The following is a 17,893-nucleotide window of genomic DNA, read 5'->3' as shown; positions in this document are numbered from 1 at the left end:
TATTCAATAGTTCCCACGCTTCTTGTATGTAGTAGTCAACCATAGGGAACAGGTTGGCATAAATACAGGTATATAAGAAACAGACAGTCTATTTTACTACTCAACAGTTCTTTATCAAAGAAGTGTGCAACTCCGTGTTGTGTTCCTCACACTTATATCTCAATTATTAACGCTCTCTATTAGGAACGTAGAGGCACAAACAGATTATATAACCATGAGAAAAGTATTATTTATTAGTGTGATTGCATTTGGTGCAATGTTGTCAAGTTGCTCCGTTTCTCAGGAAGCGACAAGTAATCAGAATCAAATTCAGACCTCTATCGTTCTTAATCAGAAGAATTATAAGGTAGTAGAAACTGTTACTGGAGAGAGTAAACAGAATTATGTTCTTGGAATTGGTGGTTTGTCTAGGAAATCCTTAAGAGAATCTGCAATGAGTGATATGCTAAAGAAGGCAAATTTAAAAGGAGAAGCACGTGCTATTATAAACACCAATGTACAATATAAGAATCAATTCTATTTGCTTTGGGGGAAACGTAAAGCTATTGCAACTGGGACGGTAATAGAGTTTACTAAATAACAATAAATGAGAAGGTTGTAGGCGAAATGGTTCATCTATAACCTTCATTACTTATTTTAATTTATATAACAGATGAAGACATTAAGGTTAATTGGAACGACCTTGTTAATGGTTGTGTTGTGTTTAAACTTTACCGCTTGTGGTGATGACGACGATGATGACCCGTCTAATCCATTGGTTGGAGTATGGCAGAACGATGATGAAGGCGAACATTTAAGGTGGACCTTTCGAAATGACGGAAGCGGAGAAGAGCATTTATTTTATGACGATGATAGTGAATCATACACATATCAGTTTACTTACACTTATGATAGTAAATCCAGTACATTAATAATAAACTATGACGATGATGATACTGACAAATACACTATCAACATTAATGGCAATACTATGACGGCCAAGAATGAGTATGGTACAGAAATTACTTATAAGAAGAAATGATTATTGAATCTAATAGATAATGATAATGAAGACATTAAGATTTATTGGTATGGCTATAGTAGCCATTATTATGAGTGTGAATTTCGTTGCTTGTAGCGATGACGATGATGACATTGATGTAAGCCAGTTAGAGGGAACTTGGGGATTGGTGCGTAGTGCAGGTTGGGAATTCTGCAACGAAGAAACCGAAAGAGAAGAATGGGATTATACTTGCGACCCTTATAATCCCAATAGTGGTGATGGTGAGTGTGAGAAATTAGTTATTAAGAAACTTACAGATAACACTTATTCTGTAGCTGCATATTACTATTATGGTTCAAAATGGCAAATGGACGGAAGTAGTCAGACATTAACCTTAAATGGTAACACATTAACTGTAAGCGAAACTAATGGTAGCTATGGTTATTTTGATTCTTATGCCAATCTCACCATTGAAGCCTTAACAGCAGATAAGTTGGCGATTCGTATCAAATATGATAATGTACAGACGAGCCAACCAACTGACCCCGATTATAACCCTAATCATCGTGACAGTGCAGACTTTACAGAAACATTTACTCGAATGGAATAGTCACTATTAATTAATAAAGGCAGCATTTGAAGTAACATTCACTTGCTGCCTTTTAGTTTCCATTCCAGTTCACTTATCTCCGTCTCTTCCTCTTTAGTTTACACTTCTCTTCCTTAAATAGACCGGGGAAGTATTTATCCAACAGAGTGAAATCTACAAGATGATAGATACGTTCCGTTATGGTAGTTTCACGAATCTCGTCCCCTAAATAGCCTACATTAGCTTTCTTCTCTTTCATATCAGTACTAATATTTATAAGTTAATCATTGAATCATCTGACAATAAAGGTACTAAGAAGCAGGGGAAGAACATAATACATAGAGCGAAGTTTTAAATATTGCAGGGCAGGCATATTTAAATACCACTATTCCAAAGTCTGTAAGGCTGTAATTAAGGAATAGGTGATTAAGCTATTATTGAATGTAGATAATTACCACAGCATTACTAATACTACCTTTTATTGCAGAATATATTAATATAGTCCCCCTATCTATGAAGGGTTGAATAGTTGCATTATAAGTATAATTCATTACCTTTGCAGCGTGGATGAAGTCCGCAAAGAGATTATTAACCATTCTTGGATTTAACTTAGAAGTTCAACCAAGAGTTCAACCATAGATTCTATAAGGAAATCTGTTATTAAAGATAACTATTATAAGCGGTTATAGCTCAGTTGGTTGCCTGCGAAGCCGAAGGCTTTGAAGGCTTTAGAGAGCACTAGCTTCCCAAGCTGGGGGTCGCGAGTTCGGGCCTCGTTTACCGCTCGTTTGAAAATCAGGCAGTTAACTTATGCATACTGTCTGATTTTTTGTTTATTATAATATACAGTTGAGATATAAAGAAAATAATGTATGAAGAATGAGCGCAGTTCGCTCATTTTTCGTATTTTTGCACCCTGTTTTAACACCCGAAAAAATTTAAATAGAAGAATATAATGGCAAAAGAACTGAAAGACCTTACCAAACGTAGTGAAAACTACTCACAGTGGTACAACGATTTGGTGGTAAAAGCTGATTTGGCAGAGCAGTCTGCCGTACGCGGATGTATGGTGATTAAGCCTTACGGATACGCTATTTGGGAGAAAATGCAACGTCAACTGGATGACATGTTCAAAGAGACAGGACACGTAAACGCATATTTCCCGTTATTAATCCCGAAATCATTCCTGAGCCGCGAAGCAGAGCATGTGGAAGGCTTCGCAAAAGAGTGTGCCGTAGTAACACACTATCGTCTGAAAAATGCGGAAGATGGTTCGGGCGTAGTAGTAGACCCTGCTGCTAAATTAGAAGAAGAATTAATTATCCGTCCGACATCGGAAACGATCATTTGGAACACTTATAAGAACTGGATTCAGTCATACCGTGACCTGCCCATCCTTTGCAATCAATGGGCGAACGTTTTCCGTTGGGAGATGCGTACCCGTTTGTTCCTGCGTACTGCTGAATTCTTGTGGCAGGAAGGACATACCGCTCACGCTACCCGTGAAGAAGCGGAAGAAGAAGCTATCAGAATGTTGAATGTGTATGGTGACTTTGCTGAAAAATATATGGCCGTTCCGGTAGTAAAAGGTGTAAAATCAGCTAACGAACGTTTTGCCGGCGCACTTGATACTTACACAATCGAAGCGATGATGCAGGATGGAAAAGCATTGCAAAGTGGTACTTCCCACTTCTTGGGACAGAACTTCGCAAAAGCATTCGACGTTCAGTTTGTTAATAAAGAAAACAAGTTGGAGTATGTTTGGGCTACTTCATGGGGTGTTTCCACTCGTTTGATGGGTGCATTGATTATGACTCACTCTGACGATAACGGTTTGGTATTACCGCCGCATTTGGCTCCGATTCAGGTAGTCATCGTTCCTATCTATAAGAACGATGACCAACTGAAACAGATTGACGCTAAAGTAGAAGGTATTGTCGCTAAATTGAAAGCATTGGGCATCTCAGTGAAATATGATAATGCAGACAATAAACGTCCGGGCTTCAAATTTGCGGATTATGAATTGAAGGGTGTTCCTGTTCGTTTGGTAATGGGTGGCCGTGACCTCGAGAACAATACGATGGAAGTGATGCGCCGCGATACGCTGGAAAAAGAAACTATTACGTGCGACGGTATCGAGACATACGTTCAGAACTTGCTTGAAGAAATGCAGGCAAATATCTACAAGAAAGCATTAGACTATCGTAACTCCAAGATTACGACAGTAGATACCTACGACGAATTCAAAGAAAAAATCGAAGAAGGCGGATTTATTCTTGCTCACTGGGACGGAACTACCGAAACAGAAGAAAAGATTAAAGAAGATACAAAAGCTACAATCCGTTGTATCCCGTTCGATTCATTTGTTCCGGGTGACAAGGAACCGGGTAAATGTATGGTTACAGGTAAACCTTCTGCTTGCCGTGTAGTATTCGCACGTTCTTATTAAGCTTATAGAAAGTAAATCTGATAGAATCAAAAGTCGGGAATCAGTAATGGTTTCCGACTTTTTTTATGCCCATTTCAGTTTTATTTCAGAAATATCCCTTTTCTTTGTAATGCATTTATAAAGAAAGGAGAAAGAACAATGAAGATATTGATTGTAGAAGACGAGCCGTCGTTAAGGGAACTGATCCAATGTTCACTTGAAAAAGAACGTTATGTTGTGGAAACAGCGGGTGACTTCAATTCAGCGTTACGTAAAATTGAGGATTACGACTATGATTGTATCTTGCTGGATATTATGCTGCCGGATGGAAGCGGGCTTGACCTTCTCGAACGATTGAAAGCTCTCCATAAACGGGAAAACGTGATTATCATTTCTGCAAAGGATTCTTTAGAAGATAAAGTCTTGGGGCTTGAGCTCGGAGCGGATGATTACTTACCGAAACCATTTCATTTGGTGGAACTGAATGCCCGGATAAAAAGCGTGATCCGCCGTCGTCAACAGGATGGAGAGATAGATATCCGTCAGGGAAATGTCCGGATAGAGCCGGACAAGTTTCATGTATTCGTTAATGATCGCGAACTAGAACTGAACAGAAAGGAATATGATATTCTGCTATACTTCATTAACCGTCCCGGAAGATTAATCAATAAAAATACATTGGCCGAATCTGTGTGGGGAGATCATATTGACCAGGTAGATAATTTCGACTTCATATATGCCCAAATCAAGAATCTACGCAAAAAGCTCAAAGATTCGGGCGCAACCCTTGAAATAAAAGCTGTCTACGGATTCGGATATAAATTGATTGTTGAATAAAAAGAGACTATCATCCATGAAATTAATATATTACATCATTCTCCGCATCACTCTTGCTCTGACTCTTATCTTGACTGTCTGGGCTGTTTTCTTTTATGTCACGATGATTGACGAAGTGAATGATGAAGTGGATGATGCCTTGGAAGACTATTCGGAAACAATCATTATCCGCGCGTTGGCAGGCGAGGAACTACCCTCCAAGACTAACGGTTCCAACAATCAGTATTATATGGCGGAAGTAAGTAAGGAATATGCGGAAAGTCAGGAAGATATTCAGTACAAGGACTCCATGGTATATATTGAAGAAAAAGGAGAAACCGAACCGGCACGCATTCTTACCACAATCTTTCAGGATGACGAAGGACGATACCATGAACTGACAGTATCTACTCCCAGTATCGAAAAAGATGATTTGAAAGATGCTATTCAGGTATGGATTATTTTTCTGTATGTGGCTTTACTATTCTGTATTATCATAATTTCGGTATGGGTATTCTACCGGAATATGCGCCCGCTGTATGTACTTCTTCATTGGCTGGACAATTATCAAACCGGGAAAAAAAATGAACCGTTGAACAATAATACCCAAATTACAGAATTTAGGAAATTGAATGATGCCGCTACCCGTTATGTAGAACGTACAGAACAGATGTTTGAACAGCAAAAACAGTTTATAGGGAATGCTTCGCATGAGATACAGACTCCGCTTGCCATCTGCCGCAACCGATTGGAAATGCTGATGGAAGATGATTCATTATCAGAAAAGCAACTGGAAGAATTGATAAAAACACATCAGACCTTGGAGTACATTACCAAACTGAATAAATCCCTGCTATTACTTACTAAGATAGATAATGGTCAGTTTACCGATGCTAAACAGTTGGAATTTAATATACTTCTCAAACAGTACTTGCAAGACTATAAAGAAGTGTATAACTATCGCAATATAGAAACTTGCATTGAAGAACAAGATATTTTCAATGTTACAATGAATGAATCCCTGGCGGTGGCTTTACTGACAAATCTTCTGAAGAATGCTTTTGTGCATAATGTAGATAGGGGACATATCCGAATAGTTGTGACTAAAAACAATATAACTTTCCGGAATACAGGAGTAGAGCATCCGTTGGACAAGGAACATATCTTTGAGCGTTTCTATCAAGGTGCCAAGAAGGAAGGTTCTACCGGATTGGGATTGGCAATAGCCGAATCCATCTGTCGCTTGCAGCATCTGACCCTACGGTATTACTACGAACAGGAAGAACATTGCTTTGAGATTTCTAAATAGAACTTGATTCTCCCCATAAAAGAATCCCCTTATTTAAATCATATTGCAGATAAGCGTGATTTAAACAAGGGGAATTTTATTAGAATTAAATTGTACGATAGTTATCGGGAACGGATTTCCCTTCTCATAAACATACTATACGAAATTGCAAAACAGATAACAGTCGCTGCAATCAATCCGGTCAGTTGCGGCCAAACGACCAAAAGGCTTTGTCCTAAAGGTAGAGGACTTGGAATAGCTCCCTGTACCTGTTCCATAGTCAGTGGGCCGAGACTTCTGACAGAAGGCATCAACAATGTCGTAGTAGCTTCATTAAACAGTTCGCTCGGTGCCAGGCGCATCAAACCAAGAATAAACTTCTGATAACTGATTATCTGATAAGGCGATGCCATTTCCGACGGACTCAGCCCTTTTGCCACCAAATTCACAATCATCGTATAGAATATGCTGAAAAATAGCCATACGGCTACCGATGCCAGTGCTGAAGTAGCAGCCTGACGAAAACGAAGCGAAAACAGAATAGCCAGATTCAACCAAAAGGCAACATAGAAAATGCTTGTTATAATGAAGAAAACAATTCTCCAGAATTCTTCTGCCGTAGGAGGAATACCAATGGCAACCAGTCCGAATCCCATTACTAAAAAGCCCAGTACAAACAGCATGATACCAATGACTATCAAAGCAGCCACGAACTTGGCATTAATAATACAATCACGATGAATAGGCTGGGAGAGCATACGGCTTAATGTTCCCTTATTCTGCTCGGAATTAACAGCATCAAAACCTAAAGCAATTCCCAACAATGGCCCCAGGAAGTTGATAAACAACACAAAAGAGGGGAGAGTCCCGTCCGATGCCGTGAATAACTTCAGGAATAGGAATGAACCGTCCGGATCATTAGGTTTTATGGCTGCACCTATATTGGTGAGCGCCGTATATAACGACCCCATACAAGTGAGTGCTATAATACCAATCAAGATAATGAAACGCCAACTCCTGACATGATCGGCAATTTCTTTGTTGACGATAACCCAAAAAGGATGATTGACTTTATTCATGTCTTTCTCCCCCTTCCTCAAAATAATGGTTATAAATATCAGACAATTCCTGTTTCTTTTCTTTCAGTTCTGCCATATCAATCAAAGCCAGCAATTTGCCGCTACTGAACAACCCCACCCGGTCACAAACTTTCTGTACCTGATCCAAATGATGGGACGAAAACAGCACAGTCAAGCCCTCTTTTTTGCTTAACCAATGAATCAATTCGATAAACTCCTGAACACCCGCAGGGTCAATACCTGAAGTCGGCTCGTCCAAAATAATAATTTCCGGATTCTTTATTAGTACGTCGGCAAGCCCCAGACGCTGTCTCATTCCCCGGGAATATTTTCCGGTCTTTTTCTTCAACTGGTCTTCAAGGCCTACACGCTTCATCAAATCCATTGCTTTTTCTTTTGCTTCCCCATCAGGAATACCATTCAACCGGGCTGTATAGATCAGATTTTCCGGGCCTGTCATATCATCATAGAATCCTACATCTTCGGGAAGATACCCGATTTTCCTTTTCACCTCGATAGGATGTGTAGTGGAATTTATTCCACAAATTTCGACCGTTCCCGATGTGGGTTCCGTCAATCCCAACATCATTAATATAGTCGTTGATTTTCCGGCACCGTTCGGGCCTAATAATCCGAAAATTTCTCCTTTCTGAATATTCAGGCGAATATGATCTACAGCAGTAAAGTTACCATATTGTTTGGTTAAATCGGTAAGTACGATCACTTGTTCGCCCATATTTACCTCCTTCCATATTTACGGAACAGATAGTAGACAACACCTATGGTGGCAATAATAATAAGTACACCTACCCATCCCCATATCATTGGAGTCTTTACAGCTATCCTGAATTGTGCATCCGCGTTTACTTCAGGTGTCTTGGCCATCATGGTAGTCACATAATCGCCGGGAAGTGCTTTTTTAGAAGCTTTCAATGTAGCCGTCACAGTTGATGTTTCTCCGGCTTTTAACGCATCAATCTTGGAAGGTTCGAAGGTCACTTCCCAGTCTGCCGGCTTATTGGCGGATAATTGGATATCTTTCAGCAATGAAGATCCTGTATTCTTGACTTCCAACTCTATTTTCTTCACATCACCGGCTGTAACGTCTGTACTTAACAGTCCACGTGGAGTAGTCAGTTCCATTTGATAAGAGCCGGTAACAACGACTTCCAATTCTAATTCTGCCGAAGTAGTCCCCGTAGCCGCACGTACCGGAATTTTATAACTGCCGGCTTCGACATTGGCAGGCGGAGTAACATCTATACTTACGTTCTGAGTGCTGTTTGCTTCTACCTGAGCTGAAGTGGCTTGTTTGTAATTGGGTTTAAAAATAACATTCCATCCTCTTGGCGCATTAGCCATCAATGCATATAATTGCTGATCGGCCGTTTGATTCTTCAGAGTAGCGCTAAAAGTAAAAGTGGATTTGGAGTTTCCCTGCATATTAGGCTGGTCGGTAGTAAACTCCGTCTGATAAGTACCTTTCTGGGCAACAACAATGTCCAATGGAAGTTTCGTTTCTCCGGCATACACAACGAAGTGGTAATTTCCTTTATTTACTTTCAATGGAACTTCGACTTTTAAATTAAAAGTCTTTTTCTCTTTAGGAAGCACGGATAACTGACTCAGACTCCATCCACCGGATTTCATTTCATGTTTCCAACTGCTGCCTAGCCCGCTGACGGAAAGGGTTGCATTCGTCAATTCGTCAGTGTTGTTAATAAGGTCAATGCTGTAATCAATTGATGCTCCGGGTGATACGGAGATTTTTGTGTAAGGTGTGTACAATACCACGCTTTTAGAAATCGAATCATTTGCGCGTGTGTAATTCATGGGAATCAGTCCCAGTAGAATAGCTAATAATAAGAGATAATTTGTTCTCATAGTCATACAAAAGTTCTTATGGTTATTTAATATGAATATTGCCAAATCTATGGCTGCAAAAATAAGTGATGTGTTTATTAATTGCTACTAAAAGAATTATAAAGAATCTAATTCTGTGGTGAAATTATAGTGACGCTATCTTCATAGGATAGTGACGGTATCCCATAAACATAGTGACGCCATGACGACGGTATAGCGTCACTATAATTTTCAATGAGTTTTTTTGCGAAATTTCTCAAAATTCCCAAATCTTTTCAGATTCTGCTCTCATCTTTGCAGTATAAATTAAATGATAATAGTAAAACCAATTAAAAAAACAACGATTATGAAAAAGTTAGTATTCTTATTAGTATGCTTATTTACTTTGCAAACTGTGGCACGTGCAGATGATGACAAGCCCATTCAGGTTACTCAAATGCCACAAGCGGTACAGCAGTTTATCAAACAGCATTTTGCTGACAGCAAAGTGGCTTTGGCAAAGATGGAGAGTGAATTCTTCTATAAAAGTTATGAAGTGATTTTCACGAATGGTAATAAAGTAGAATTTGACAAGAAGGGAGAGTGGACGGAAATAGACTGCAAACATACGGTCGTTCCCACAGCAACGATCCCCACGGCTATCCGGCAATATGTAACGACCAACTATCCTGACGTAAAGGTTCTGAAAATAGAACGCGATAAAAAGGAATATGAAGTAAAACTTTCCAATCGTACGGAATTGAAGTTTGACTTGAAATTCAACTTGATTGATATTGATAACTAAACCCTCAAAATTCAGACAATGATGAAACTGAAAATTTATACACTTATATTAGCGTTAGGCGCTGCATGGAGCTTGCAAAGCTGTGATAATAATGACGATGATTCCATAGCTGTTCCTGCTGAATTGCAAAATGCCTTTTCATCCAAATATCCGAACGCGGCCAATGTGAAATGGGAGAGCAAGTCAGGATATTATGTAGCGGATTTCTATGATGGATACGAAACGTCTGCATGGTTCACTCAAGATGGGAAGTGGCAGATGACGGAAACGGATATTCCGTATGATGCACTGCCGCAAGCTGTAAAAAATACGATTAATACCACATACCCCGGCCAAGTTGATGATGACGACGCTGAATATGTGGAAGAAGCAACAGGTGACACATACTACTTGATAGATATAGAAAACAGCGAAAAGGATGTGAAGATATCGGCTGACGGACAGATACTTGGCTAATGAGTTGTGATGATAATATTCTGAAGTAGTAATAGTTACATCATATATAAGATAAACGATGACATGATTCCTGGCGGATGATGTCATCGTTTATTTGACCCTTATTATATATTATAGTTTAACTTTCTTGAAGCTCGACTTCCGCTCTTCCCGATTTCATTTCCATACCCAATAAAATTTGGTTCCAACCTTGAAATACAAACCATAAAGAGACTAATGAGAGTGATTTTTCGACTATTCCTAATCCGGGAATAAAACCGATAACAGTGGCTATTAAAAGAATAATCATACTTGTACGCAACTTTCCTGCACCTATCTGTCCTTCGTTGCCGATGGCATTTGAGCTTTTTAATAGTCCATATCCCATAAATTCAAACACGAAAGCCAATATAGCAAGAATACCGCCTATGATACCACCAATTAATGGAATCCATCCGATAATTACTCCTACCAGTCCCAATATAACGGCTATTTTCAATTTGGATACTCCTTGCTCACCTATAGAATCCAAAGCTGTCCTAATTCGCCCAAGCCCCATCCAGTAGATTATTAAACCGATTAGAGCTGCAACACCGGTTATCATTGTGTCACCAATACCATTATATACATGTAGCAAAATGGCCAATAATATAAAATAGGCTCCTTGCGATCCTCTATTTTTCCACACAACACCTAGGCTATTCTTGCAAAGGTAAATTGCAACAAACAAAGCTATAAGTGCAATATAATCCAACCAAGAAGGTACTCCCGGAATCATGGCTAGCAGGACAAGAGCCATACCGCTTATGGCAGTGGCTAAGAAAGAAGTAGGAAGTTGCTGAGATTTCGATTGTGCCTCTTTATAAAAATAATAAAAAGCCATACCTCCACCAACAAGTCCAAGTACTTTACAACAGAATTTAGGAATGTCAAAATTAAAACCCAAAAGTGCACTGAGTAAATTAAACTCAGGTAAAACTGTCAGTAACAACAACAGCATACAGAATTGTAACTGCAAGAATTTATTAATACGTTTCATGTTTATATATTTTTATATTATCGTTTATATTCTATCACTACTTCCAAAAGTCCCACGCATCCAATGATACCATTCTGTAAATAACAGTCATTTACATCGGGGTATTTACTTTCTGATTTTACCATCTTCACTTGAGTAACCTTATATTCTGTTTTTTGAGGATTATATACCAAGACCGCCGTATAAACATTATCCGTTCTGCCACACTTATATTTTATTCTGACATTCTTTTTATCAACACCATGTATGTCAGGATAGGCTTCCAGAATAATATCTTCATCTGTACGGCTTCCCATATTAAAGGAAGTAAATATGATTCCATAACATAATACAGCTTCCCCTTCTCTGTTTTTATAATATCCCTTCTGATAAAAGTTTAGAGGGAAATTTTTCACTTCTTTTCCCGTTGAACACATCGGAATAAAATGCGGCAATGGCGGCATACAGTATATCGACACCGGCATAGGTGCCGGACGACCCATTACATTTTTTGCCGGAGTAGCAGAAGTCGGGAAAAACAGTATATCTTTCAGATAACCAGCCACAATGGAATAATGAATATCAGATACATCTGTACTTAACGGACGAGTGTATAGTCCATACATAGCATCTCCTATTTTCTGAACAGCAACTACCCCTTCCTCTATGAAAGTCGGCCCATCCGTTTTAATAAGTCCATAGTATTTATGTCCATAATAGCTGATGCTTTTGGCAGCAGAATTCAATGTGATGGAAATAACGCTTCCATCGGTAAGTTTTCCTACCCATGTGCCTTTAATATAGCCCGAATTGGTAGCCGGAACTTTTTTAGTTGTCGGCACGGAAGGTTTATACTTCCGTAATGCTTCAGGTACATTATCGGGTATTTGGGAAGATGGCCTGGAAGAATCAGAAGCCTCAGGAGAATTAGAGGGATTACCGGATTCTTCCTCTTTTTGAGGACGAGGTTTGCGGGTGAGATATGACCTTTTACCGGCTACCGAACTCTCTTCTTTGTTGAGGGCAAACAGTAAACTGTCAGGGCCTATTGACTTATCAAATGAACCTAGTCCAATAAAAAGCAACGTAGAGTCAGTAGGAGCATATAAAGTACATTTTCCTTTTTGTCCCATTTCGTTTTCCCAGTCTAATGTCCAACAGTTATCACCTTCAGAAGGATTACTTAATTTACAAACCTCGGAATTGACAAGTAACATTCTATTCTGAAATTTTATAAACCCTGTAGCCTTTTGTCCTTTAAAATGGGTAGAAGGCTTTTTTTGGTAATTATCAGGTAGAAGCATAAACTTATGATTCTGACCCTTCACAAATTGTTGTGAAAAGTCTGGCACCAAAGGCTCATCAAGATTAATTTCAAGATACCCCAAACGAGTCATTCCTAACACTTTATCTTTTCCTTCATATACCCCTACAGGAGAGCTTCCCTGTGCTTGTACTTTCAACAAGGTAGCTATCATCAAAAATAAAAAGAATATTTTCTTCATATTATTCTATATATTTACTTTTTCTCTTTCGGTGCTTTCCAAGATGGCCATTCAGCTTGCCATACTCCATCAATCTTCTTTACTCTTCTATCGATTTTCTTCTGGGATACATCGCCGGATTTAGTTCCCATCATGATTTTTCCAAAAGGAGTAACTTTATCATATACGGTAGAATAATAGCATATTCCTGTACCTGTGTCTTCATTGAATTCTTTTTCCAATATCTTATCGACTTTCTCTGTATGTAAACGTACTGAATATACATTTCCTTCTGCTTTTTCTGCATATTTCATCCCTTCTTCTGTTAATTTTACATCAACTTCATGAATTGAACCTTGACTTTCCAAAACTGTATATGTGATAAGTCCTTCATCCCGTAGGCTGCTTAACATATCAATAGTAATTTTACCAAGATTCATATCTGTAACATTTTCGTCGAAGACAAACTTTCCGGTAAGAAAGAACTGACTATGATTCATATTAACATATTCATTCAAACTTTCACGCAGTTTTCCATCAGAATCACATCCTGCCAAAAAGAACAAGGAGCATAAGGTTAACACTCCGAAAATCAAATAATTTTTTGTTGTTTTCATCACTATAGTTGTTAAATTGTTAGTATTTACCATTATAATTTTCGCTTTTTGTTTTTCTGTCATAATAAAGAAGAGTTTCACCACTTTTTAGTATCAATCGATCTCCGGTATATTCTTGAATCTGAAAATCCATAGGCTTGGAAGTCTGTGATTCTTCTCCATCATCATATGTAAATTGCATTGTTATTACTGTACCTTCCGGATTGAATTTATAAGTTCCTGTGGAATGAAAATCAATATAGTCAATCAGTGTTCCGTCCCTTTTGAACACCATTTCAATTTTGTTCGTAGGTTCGGAATAATAGTCCCATGCACCGACCAAATCTTCCATTGTAAATTTAGGCTCAGCTTCTCCATAATACGTATACGTACGGGATACCATATCTTGTTTTCTTCCGTTATATTGTGTCTCCCGTGAAGTCCAGTTTCCATGTTTATCATAAGTATATATGTAAGTAGTAATTGCCGGAGAACCGGGTTCCTGTTCTTTTCCGTCCCTATAGCCATACGTCAGGCATGACATTTCTACTACATTATCTTGTTCATCATACTTATATGTATAAGATTGTTTTTGACTGATTTCATTTTCTTTTTTTCCGCTATTATATCGATAAATGATATTGTTCCGTTCCAATAAACGGCTATTATCATCGTATTTATATTCTTCAACATAATCAAGCATACCATCTTTTTCTCCCGGATCATCTTTCCTTTCCCGATAATATATCTCATGTTTTGTTATATTTCCGTGATTATCGTATTCATAGCCCGTCTTACAAGTTTCATATACCTTATCCATCGAATAACCAATGAGCTTTATAATATTTCCCGCCCGGTCACATTCATATTCTGCACGATTCTGTTCATTTTGATCTGTCCAACTTTTAGAAAGTAAACCTTTTTTGTCATAAGCATAATATTTTGTGCTACTAAGTTTACTCTCTGGATAATCGGCAGCATACTTCTGCTCTTCTGTAAGTAAACCATCTTTGTAGATCTGTTTACTCTGCAAATCACCTGACATATTACTAAAAAAACTAATGCAAGAGAGTTTGCCATCAGCATCATATTCATACCGTTCTGTTATTACAGTTTTATTAGCGGGCCAAGTTGAAATTTGTCCCTTCTCATTAAAATAACCTTTTTCATTAAAGGTATAAAGTGAAGAAATATCAAAGGACGATTTCTTTTCTGTCATTTTTTTTACTTGACCTTTAAGTTTCATTACTGTCCAATCATTTCCTTTTTCTTTCTTGATCATGCTTCCACCACAGGAAGATACTAATAAAGTACCGCAAACTACTCCTAAAAGAAGGGTTGCTTTCTTATGGCTGATTTTGCCTTTTACAAACAGTTTATCCAATGTTTTCATTGTTATTATTTTTAGTGTAACATTTAGTTTATTCCGCATTATAAATCATTTTTCATATCAAACATCTCTTTTAGTTTTCCATTCTCCACTTTTATTAATGAGCGGTCGACATTGATCTGATGCTTTTCCCCTCGTCTCCCCGTAATACAATATATTTCCATCAATGATTCAGGAACTACGTTCGCAAGACTTCGACGGATGATGGAGCATGTTTCGTAGATTCTATTATTGACAGGTTCCACCAAATTTTCAAGACTGCGCCTTATCTTGCCGGCTTCCGTATTTTTCTCTAGTGCTACTATTTGATAGATTTCATACAATTCATGCATATAGTTGTACATACTTTTAAATTCGACACCTTCTTTATGTATTAAGAAAAAAAGAAATACGGTTTTCGGCAGATATGGCATCTTTACTTCCATAGGAGAGTAGTCAGGCAAAAATATGTGCCCGTTCTTGTCTATAATAATCCGGCTCATTTCTTCCTTATCATTGTTTGTTTCATTATTAATCTCTTTTTGTACTACCGAACCTAAAATCTTCAAAATATCCTCATCCGTTGAAAAATCATTATTTTCCAATAGCTCCAATAAGATTCTTTTTGCTGTATGATAAGATATACTTAGTTTATCACTCATGTTTTATGTACTTATGTCGGACAAAAATAAGTTAAATAACAGTTGTGCGCTATCCGGCACAAGGTTGTTGATGAAAATCAATGAACCTTGTTTCGAAACATCATCACAACTATTAATTACGCACCCTGCCAAAACAAGGTTTGTTTTTTCTCTTTATACAAGAAAAAGGGAAAAGGTAACAGAGGAGAATGAAAAAAATTGCTTGGTACACGTAATCATATTGAATTGCCAAAAACATTTCCATCTTTTACATAGTGAAAAAAAATATCTATCATACTTTCATTGTTTCTCATAATTCACTGTTTATTAGATAGATAATCATGATAGATAAGTTCTAAAAAAGGTATCTATCATGATTTTACCATTAAAACAATGCATCTATCATACCTATCCCAGGCTGTTTTACTGTATCCTATAGGAAAATCAAGCATTAAATGGTAGGTGAATGCAAGTTTATTTGCATGATAATCAGTATTTGATACCTTAATAATCCATTTAGGGCGAAGATATTTTTATATCCCACATCTGTGTGCTATATAGCCCACAAGTGTGTGCCGCACATCCCGCATACGTGGGATATAGAGCCCACATATGCGGGCTCAAGATGTTCCGTTATCCTAACAGGATAATTCAGGCATGAATAGATGGATTTATCTGCTTCATTGCAACAAAAGTGTGCCTTTTTATGGTGAATCAGCCCTTATTTCAGGGATTTATGGTATGATAGATACCCTATTTTTGATGGCGCAATGATGATAGATACCTTTTTTATGACTTGTCCATCATGCCTATTAATCTGAAATACAATAAATTACCGGAAATCATGATAGATATGATAGATGTTTTTTTGCTATGTAGATAGCGATTAGTTTTATCTTGTTAATTACACATCTCGCAAAAAACAAGTTTGCTTTTTTCTCTTTATACTGGAAAAAGTGGAAAGGCAACAGGCAGGAATTAAAAAAAATAATCTATTTTTGCATAGATATTACAAAAAGAACTATGAGATATAGACTGTTTTTATATTGTTTGACTATATCTGCCTTCGTATTGGCACAAACAAACAGAGCCTTGATAATAAGTATAGGAACATATCCGATTATCAGTGGTTGGGAAAAAATACATGCTGACAATGACAAAGGGTTAGTGACTGAACTGCTATTGAATAATCAATATCAATCCCGCAATATTAAAGTACTATCAAACGCGCAAGCTACCAAGAAAGCTGTAACCGCTGCTTTTCAACAATGCTGGGAACAGACAGTTTATGGTGACTTCATTTATTTGCACTTTTCTTGTCATGGACAACAAATGATGGATGACAACGGAGATGAAGAAGACGGATTAGACGAGTCACTCGTTCTATATGATGCCGGTTATTGGTATATTCCGGGAAAGTATGAAGGCGAGAATCACTTGCGAGACGACGAATTGGGTATATGGATAAACAAACTAAGAAAAAAAGCAGGCGACAAAGGACAGGTAACAGTGGTACTGGATGCCTGCCACAGCGGAACAGGGAACCGTGATAACGGAGTAAATGATTATATCCGTGGAGCATCCGCTATTTTTGCCCCCGAAGGATATACTCCTAAACCCGGCATTCATCAGGAATTGAGCCTGAAACTAAAACCGATTAAGGGTCTTTCTCCCGCTTTTGTTTTTAGCGCTTGTCTGGCAAATGAAATCAATTACGAATATTATAGCCAAACACAAAAGCAATTTTACGGTATGCTGACATATGCTTTTTATACATTACTCCGCTCTCCCGAAAACTTCAGTTCTGTTGCAGGATTTATGGAAGCATTGCAAAAGAAGGTGAATCAACTGACCGGATTCCGTAAAAGCAGAAAACAAACTGTATATATGGAATGTAGTGACGAAAACATCCCATTTCAAATATACCGATAAAATAAAAGATGAAAAATGAAGAAAATATATTGGCTGACCGGACTATTCAAACATAACAGGGAAATAGATTACCTATATAATTTGTATAAGCCGTCTTTCATCTCATTTGCTTTGAAAAATTATCCGATTGGAGAGGAAACGGCTGCTGATATATATCAAGAAAGCTTCATGAGTATGTGCCAAAATGTTCAGGATGGAAAATATGTTGAGAAAGGAAGCTCCTTAAAAACTTATCTGTTCGAAATCGGAAAGCATCAGATATGCAAATATCTGAATAAACACCACATTGAATATATGCCTATCGAAAATCTATCTTCCGAATGGTTCGAACAAAATGATTACATGGAAGAGTGGGCAGAAGCACAAGAGGTAGTCAGTCAACTGATTGAAAAAGCGGAAGATGACTGTGGACAAGTTTTGAAACTTTATTATTGGGAACGTCTGAAAATGGTAGATATTGCCAAACAAATGAACTATAAAACCGAACAGGTTGCCAAGAATAAAAAAAGCTCATGTTTGCGCCGATTCGCTTTCGAACTTAAAAGAAGATTGGCGGAAAAAGGTATTAATTGGAAACGTTAAAAGAAAA

18 protein-coding genes, 1 tRNA gene and 1 pseudogene are annotated in these 17,893 nt (G+C 37.9%); 11 read left to right on the top strand and 9 right to left on the bottom strand.

The genetic code is table 11. The annotated features are described in order from the left end of the window. Positions 1-214 precede the first annotated feature (214 nt). The 3 genes from AB5443_RS06415 to AB5443_RS06405 all read left to right on the top strand — a co-directional run bounded on the left by AB5443_RS06415 (position 215) and on the right by AB5443_RS06405 (position 1,592). On the top strand, positions 215-580 hold the full coding sequence (locus AB5443_RS06415) for a DUF6567 family protein (RefSeq protein WP_368113482.1): 366 nt from the start codon (positions 215-217) through the stop codon (positions 578-580). 108 nt (positions 581-688) lie between these two features. Then, on the top strand, positions 689-1,021 hold the full coding sequence (locus AB5443_RS06410) for a DUF5640 domain-containing protein (RefSeq protein WP_368113481.1): 333 nt from the start codon (positions 689-691) through the stop codon (positions 1,019-1,021). Between the two features lie 25 nt (positions 1,022-1,046). Further along, a complete protein-coding gene (locus AB5443_RS06405) occupies positions 1,047-1,592 on the top strand; it encodes a lipocalin family protein (RefSeq protein ID WP_307997297.1) in 546 nt (181 codons plus the stop codon). Between the two features lie 73 nt (positions 1,593-1,665). Here AB5443_RS06405 and AB5443_RS06400 read toward each other — a convergent pair whose 3' ends face one another. Beyond that, entirely contained in the window at positions 1,666-1,830 is a 165-nt protein-coding gene (locus AB5443_RS06400; protein ID WP_167482589.1) for a hypothetical protein, read from the bottom strand. Between the two features lie 420 nt (positions 1,831-2,250). Here AB5443_RS06400 and AB5443_RS06395 point away from each other — a divergent pair. From AB5443_RS06395 to AB5443_RS06380, 4 genes are all read left to right on the top strand, one after another. Next, positions 2,251-2,356: transfer RNA gene (locus tag AB5443_RS06395), tRNA-Gly, on the top strand. Between the two features lie 170 nt (positions 2,357-2,526). Then, positions 2,527-4,020 carry a proline--tRNA ligase gene (proS, locus tag AB5443_RS06390; RefSeq protein ID WP_022138266.1) on the top strand — a complete coding sequence of 498 codons (1,494 nt, stop codon included), beginning with the start codon at positions 2,527-2,529 and terminating at the stop codon, positions 4,018-4,020. 138 nt (positions 4,021-4,158) lie between these two features. After that, complete coding sequence (locus AB5443_RS06385; protein WP_368113480.1) at positions 4,159-4,836, top strand: response regulator transcription factor; 678 nt, start codon at positions 4,159-4,161, stop codon at positions 4,834-4,836. A 16-nt stretch (positions 4,837-4,852) separates the two neighbouring features. After that, positions 4,853-6,124 (top strand): sensor histidine kinase, encoded by a 1,272-nt coding sequence (locus AB5443_RS06380; RefSeq protein WP_368113479.1) that lies wholly within the window; start codon positions 4,853-4,855, stop codon positions 6,122-6,124. A gap of 101 nt (positions 6,125-6,225) precedes the next feature. Here the strand turns inward: AB5443_RS06380 and AB5443_RS06375 are convergent, their stop codons facing one another. The 3 genes from AB5443_RS06375 to AB5443_RS06365 are packed head-to-tail and all read right to left on the bottom strand — an operon-like array spanning position 6,226 to position 9,072. Continuing rightward, the gene (locus AB5443_RS06375) at positions 6,226-7,182 is read right to left on the bottom strand and encodes an ABC transporter permease (protein WP_368113478.1); all 957 of its coding nucleotides are present in this window, start codon (positions 7,180-7,182) and stop codon (positions 6,226-6,228) included. Next, positions 7,175-7,918 carry an ABC transporter ATP-binding protein gene (locus AB5443_RS06370; protein ID WP_022138262.1) on the bottom strand — a complete coding sequence of 248 codons (744 nt, stop codon included), beginning with the start codon at positions 7,916-7,918 and terminating at the stop codon, positions 7,175-7,177. The genes AB5443_RS06375 and AB5443_RS06370 overlap by 8 nt, the downstream gene beginning before the upstream one ends. Before the next feature lie 2 nt (positions 7,919-7,920). Then, complete coding sequence (locus tag AB5443_RS06365; RefSeq protein ID WP_022138261.1) at positions 7,921-9,072, bottom strand: NEW3 domain-containing protein; 1,152 nt, start codon at positions 9,070-9,072, stop codon at positions 7,921-7,923. A gap of 319 nt (positions 9,073-9,391) precedes the next feature. On the opposite strand from AB5443_RS06365, the gene AB5443_RS06360 reads away from it, so the two are divergent. Together AB5443_RS06360 and AB5443_RS06355 are read left to right on the top strand one after the other, a co-directional pair. Then, positions 9,392-9,829, top strand: coding sequence for a PepSY-like domain-containing protein (locus AB5443_RS06360; RefSeq protein ID WP_368113477.1), 438 nt, complete (start codon positions 9,392-9,394; stop codon positions 9,827-9,829). A gap of 21 nt (positions 9,830-9,850) precedes the next feature. Beyond that, a pseudogene (locus AB5443_RS06355) lies at positions 9,851-10,279 on the top strand (PepSY-like domain-containing protein); the annotation flags it as partial. A gap of 124 nt (positions 10,280-10,403) precedes the next feature. Here AB5443_RS06355 and AB5443_RS06350 read toward each other — a convergent pair. From AB5443_RS06350 to AB5443_RS06330, 5 genes are read right to left on the bottom strand one after another with little or no spacing between them, the layout of a single operon-like run. Continuing rightward, positions 10,404-11,303, bottom strand: coding sequence for a hypothetical protein (locus tag AB5443_RS06350; RefSeq protein WP_368113475.1), 900 nt, complete (start codon positions 11,301-11,303; stop codon positions 10,404-10,406). Between the two features lie 17 nt (positions 11,304-11,320). Beyond that, positions 11,321-12,787, bottom strand: coding sequence for a hypothetical protein (locus tag AB5443_RS06345; protein ID WP_368113473.1), 1,467 nt, complete (start codon positions 12,785-12,787; stop codon positions 11,321-11,323). Positions 12,788-12,801: 14 nt separating this feature from the next. Beyond that, on the bottom strand, positions 12,802-13,446 hold the full coding sequence (locus AB5443_RS06340; protein ID WP_073345315.1) for a hypothetical protein: 645 nt from the start codon (positions 13,444-13,446) through the stop codon (positions 12,802-12,804). Then, on the bottom strand, positions 13,403-14,755 hold the full coding sequence (locus AB5443_RS06335; protein ID WP_073345318.1) for a hypothetical protein: 1,353 nt from the start codon (positions 14,753-14,755) through the stop codon (positions 13,403-13,405). Before AB5443_RS06335 ends, AB5443_RS06340 begins: the two co-directional genes overlap by 44 nt. Positions 14,756-14,793: 38 nt before the next feature. Next, complete coding sequence (locus AB5443_RS06330) at positions 14,794-15,393, bottom strand: hypothetical protein (RefSeq protein ID WP_195407285.1); 600 nt, start codon at positions 15,391-15,393, stop codon at positions 14,794-14,796. 1,071 nt (positions 15,394-16,464) lie between these two features. Between AB5443_RS06330 and AB5443_RS06325 the strand changes: the two genes are divergently transcribed. Continuing rightward, positions 16,465-17,304, top strand: a complete 840-nt coding sequence (locus AB5443_RS06325) for a caspase family protein (RefSeq protein ID WP_283140009.1) — start codon at positions 16,465-16,467, stop codon at positions 17,302-17,304. A 15-nt stretch (positions 17,305-17,319) separates the two neighbouring features. Then, positions 17,320-17,886 carry a sigma-70 family RNA polymerase sigma factor gene (locus tag AB5443_RS06320; RefSeq protein WP_022138252.1) on the top strand — a complete coding sequence of 189 codons (567 nt, stop codon included), beginning with the start codon at positions 17,320-17,322 and terminating at the stop codon, positions 17,884-17,886. Positions 17,887-17,893: the final 7 nt, after the last annotated feature.

Origin of the sequence: Bacteroides sp. RTP21281st1_H5_RTP21281_210402 (genome assembly GCF_040918965.1) — a bacterium.
Classification (GTDB): Bacteria; Bacteroidota; Bacteroidia; order Bacteroidales; family Bacteroidaceae; genus Bacteroides; species Bacteroides congonensis.
Note: the sequence above shows the minus strand (reverse complement) of the source record. Positions and strands in the feature narration are given on the sequence as shown.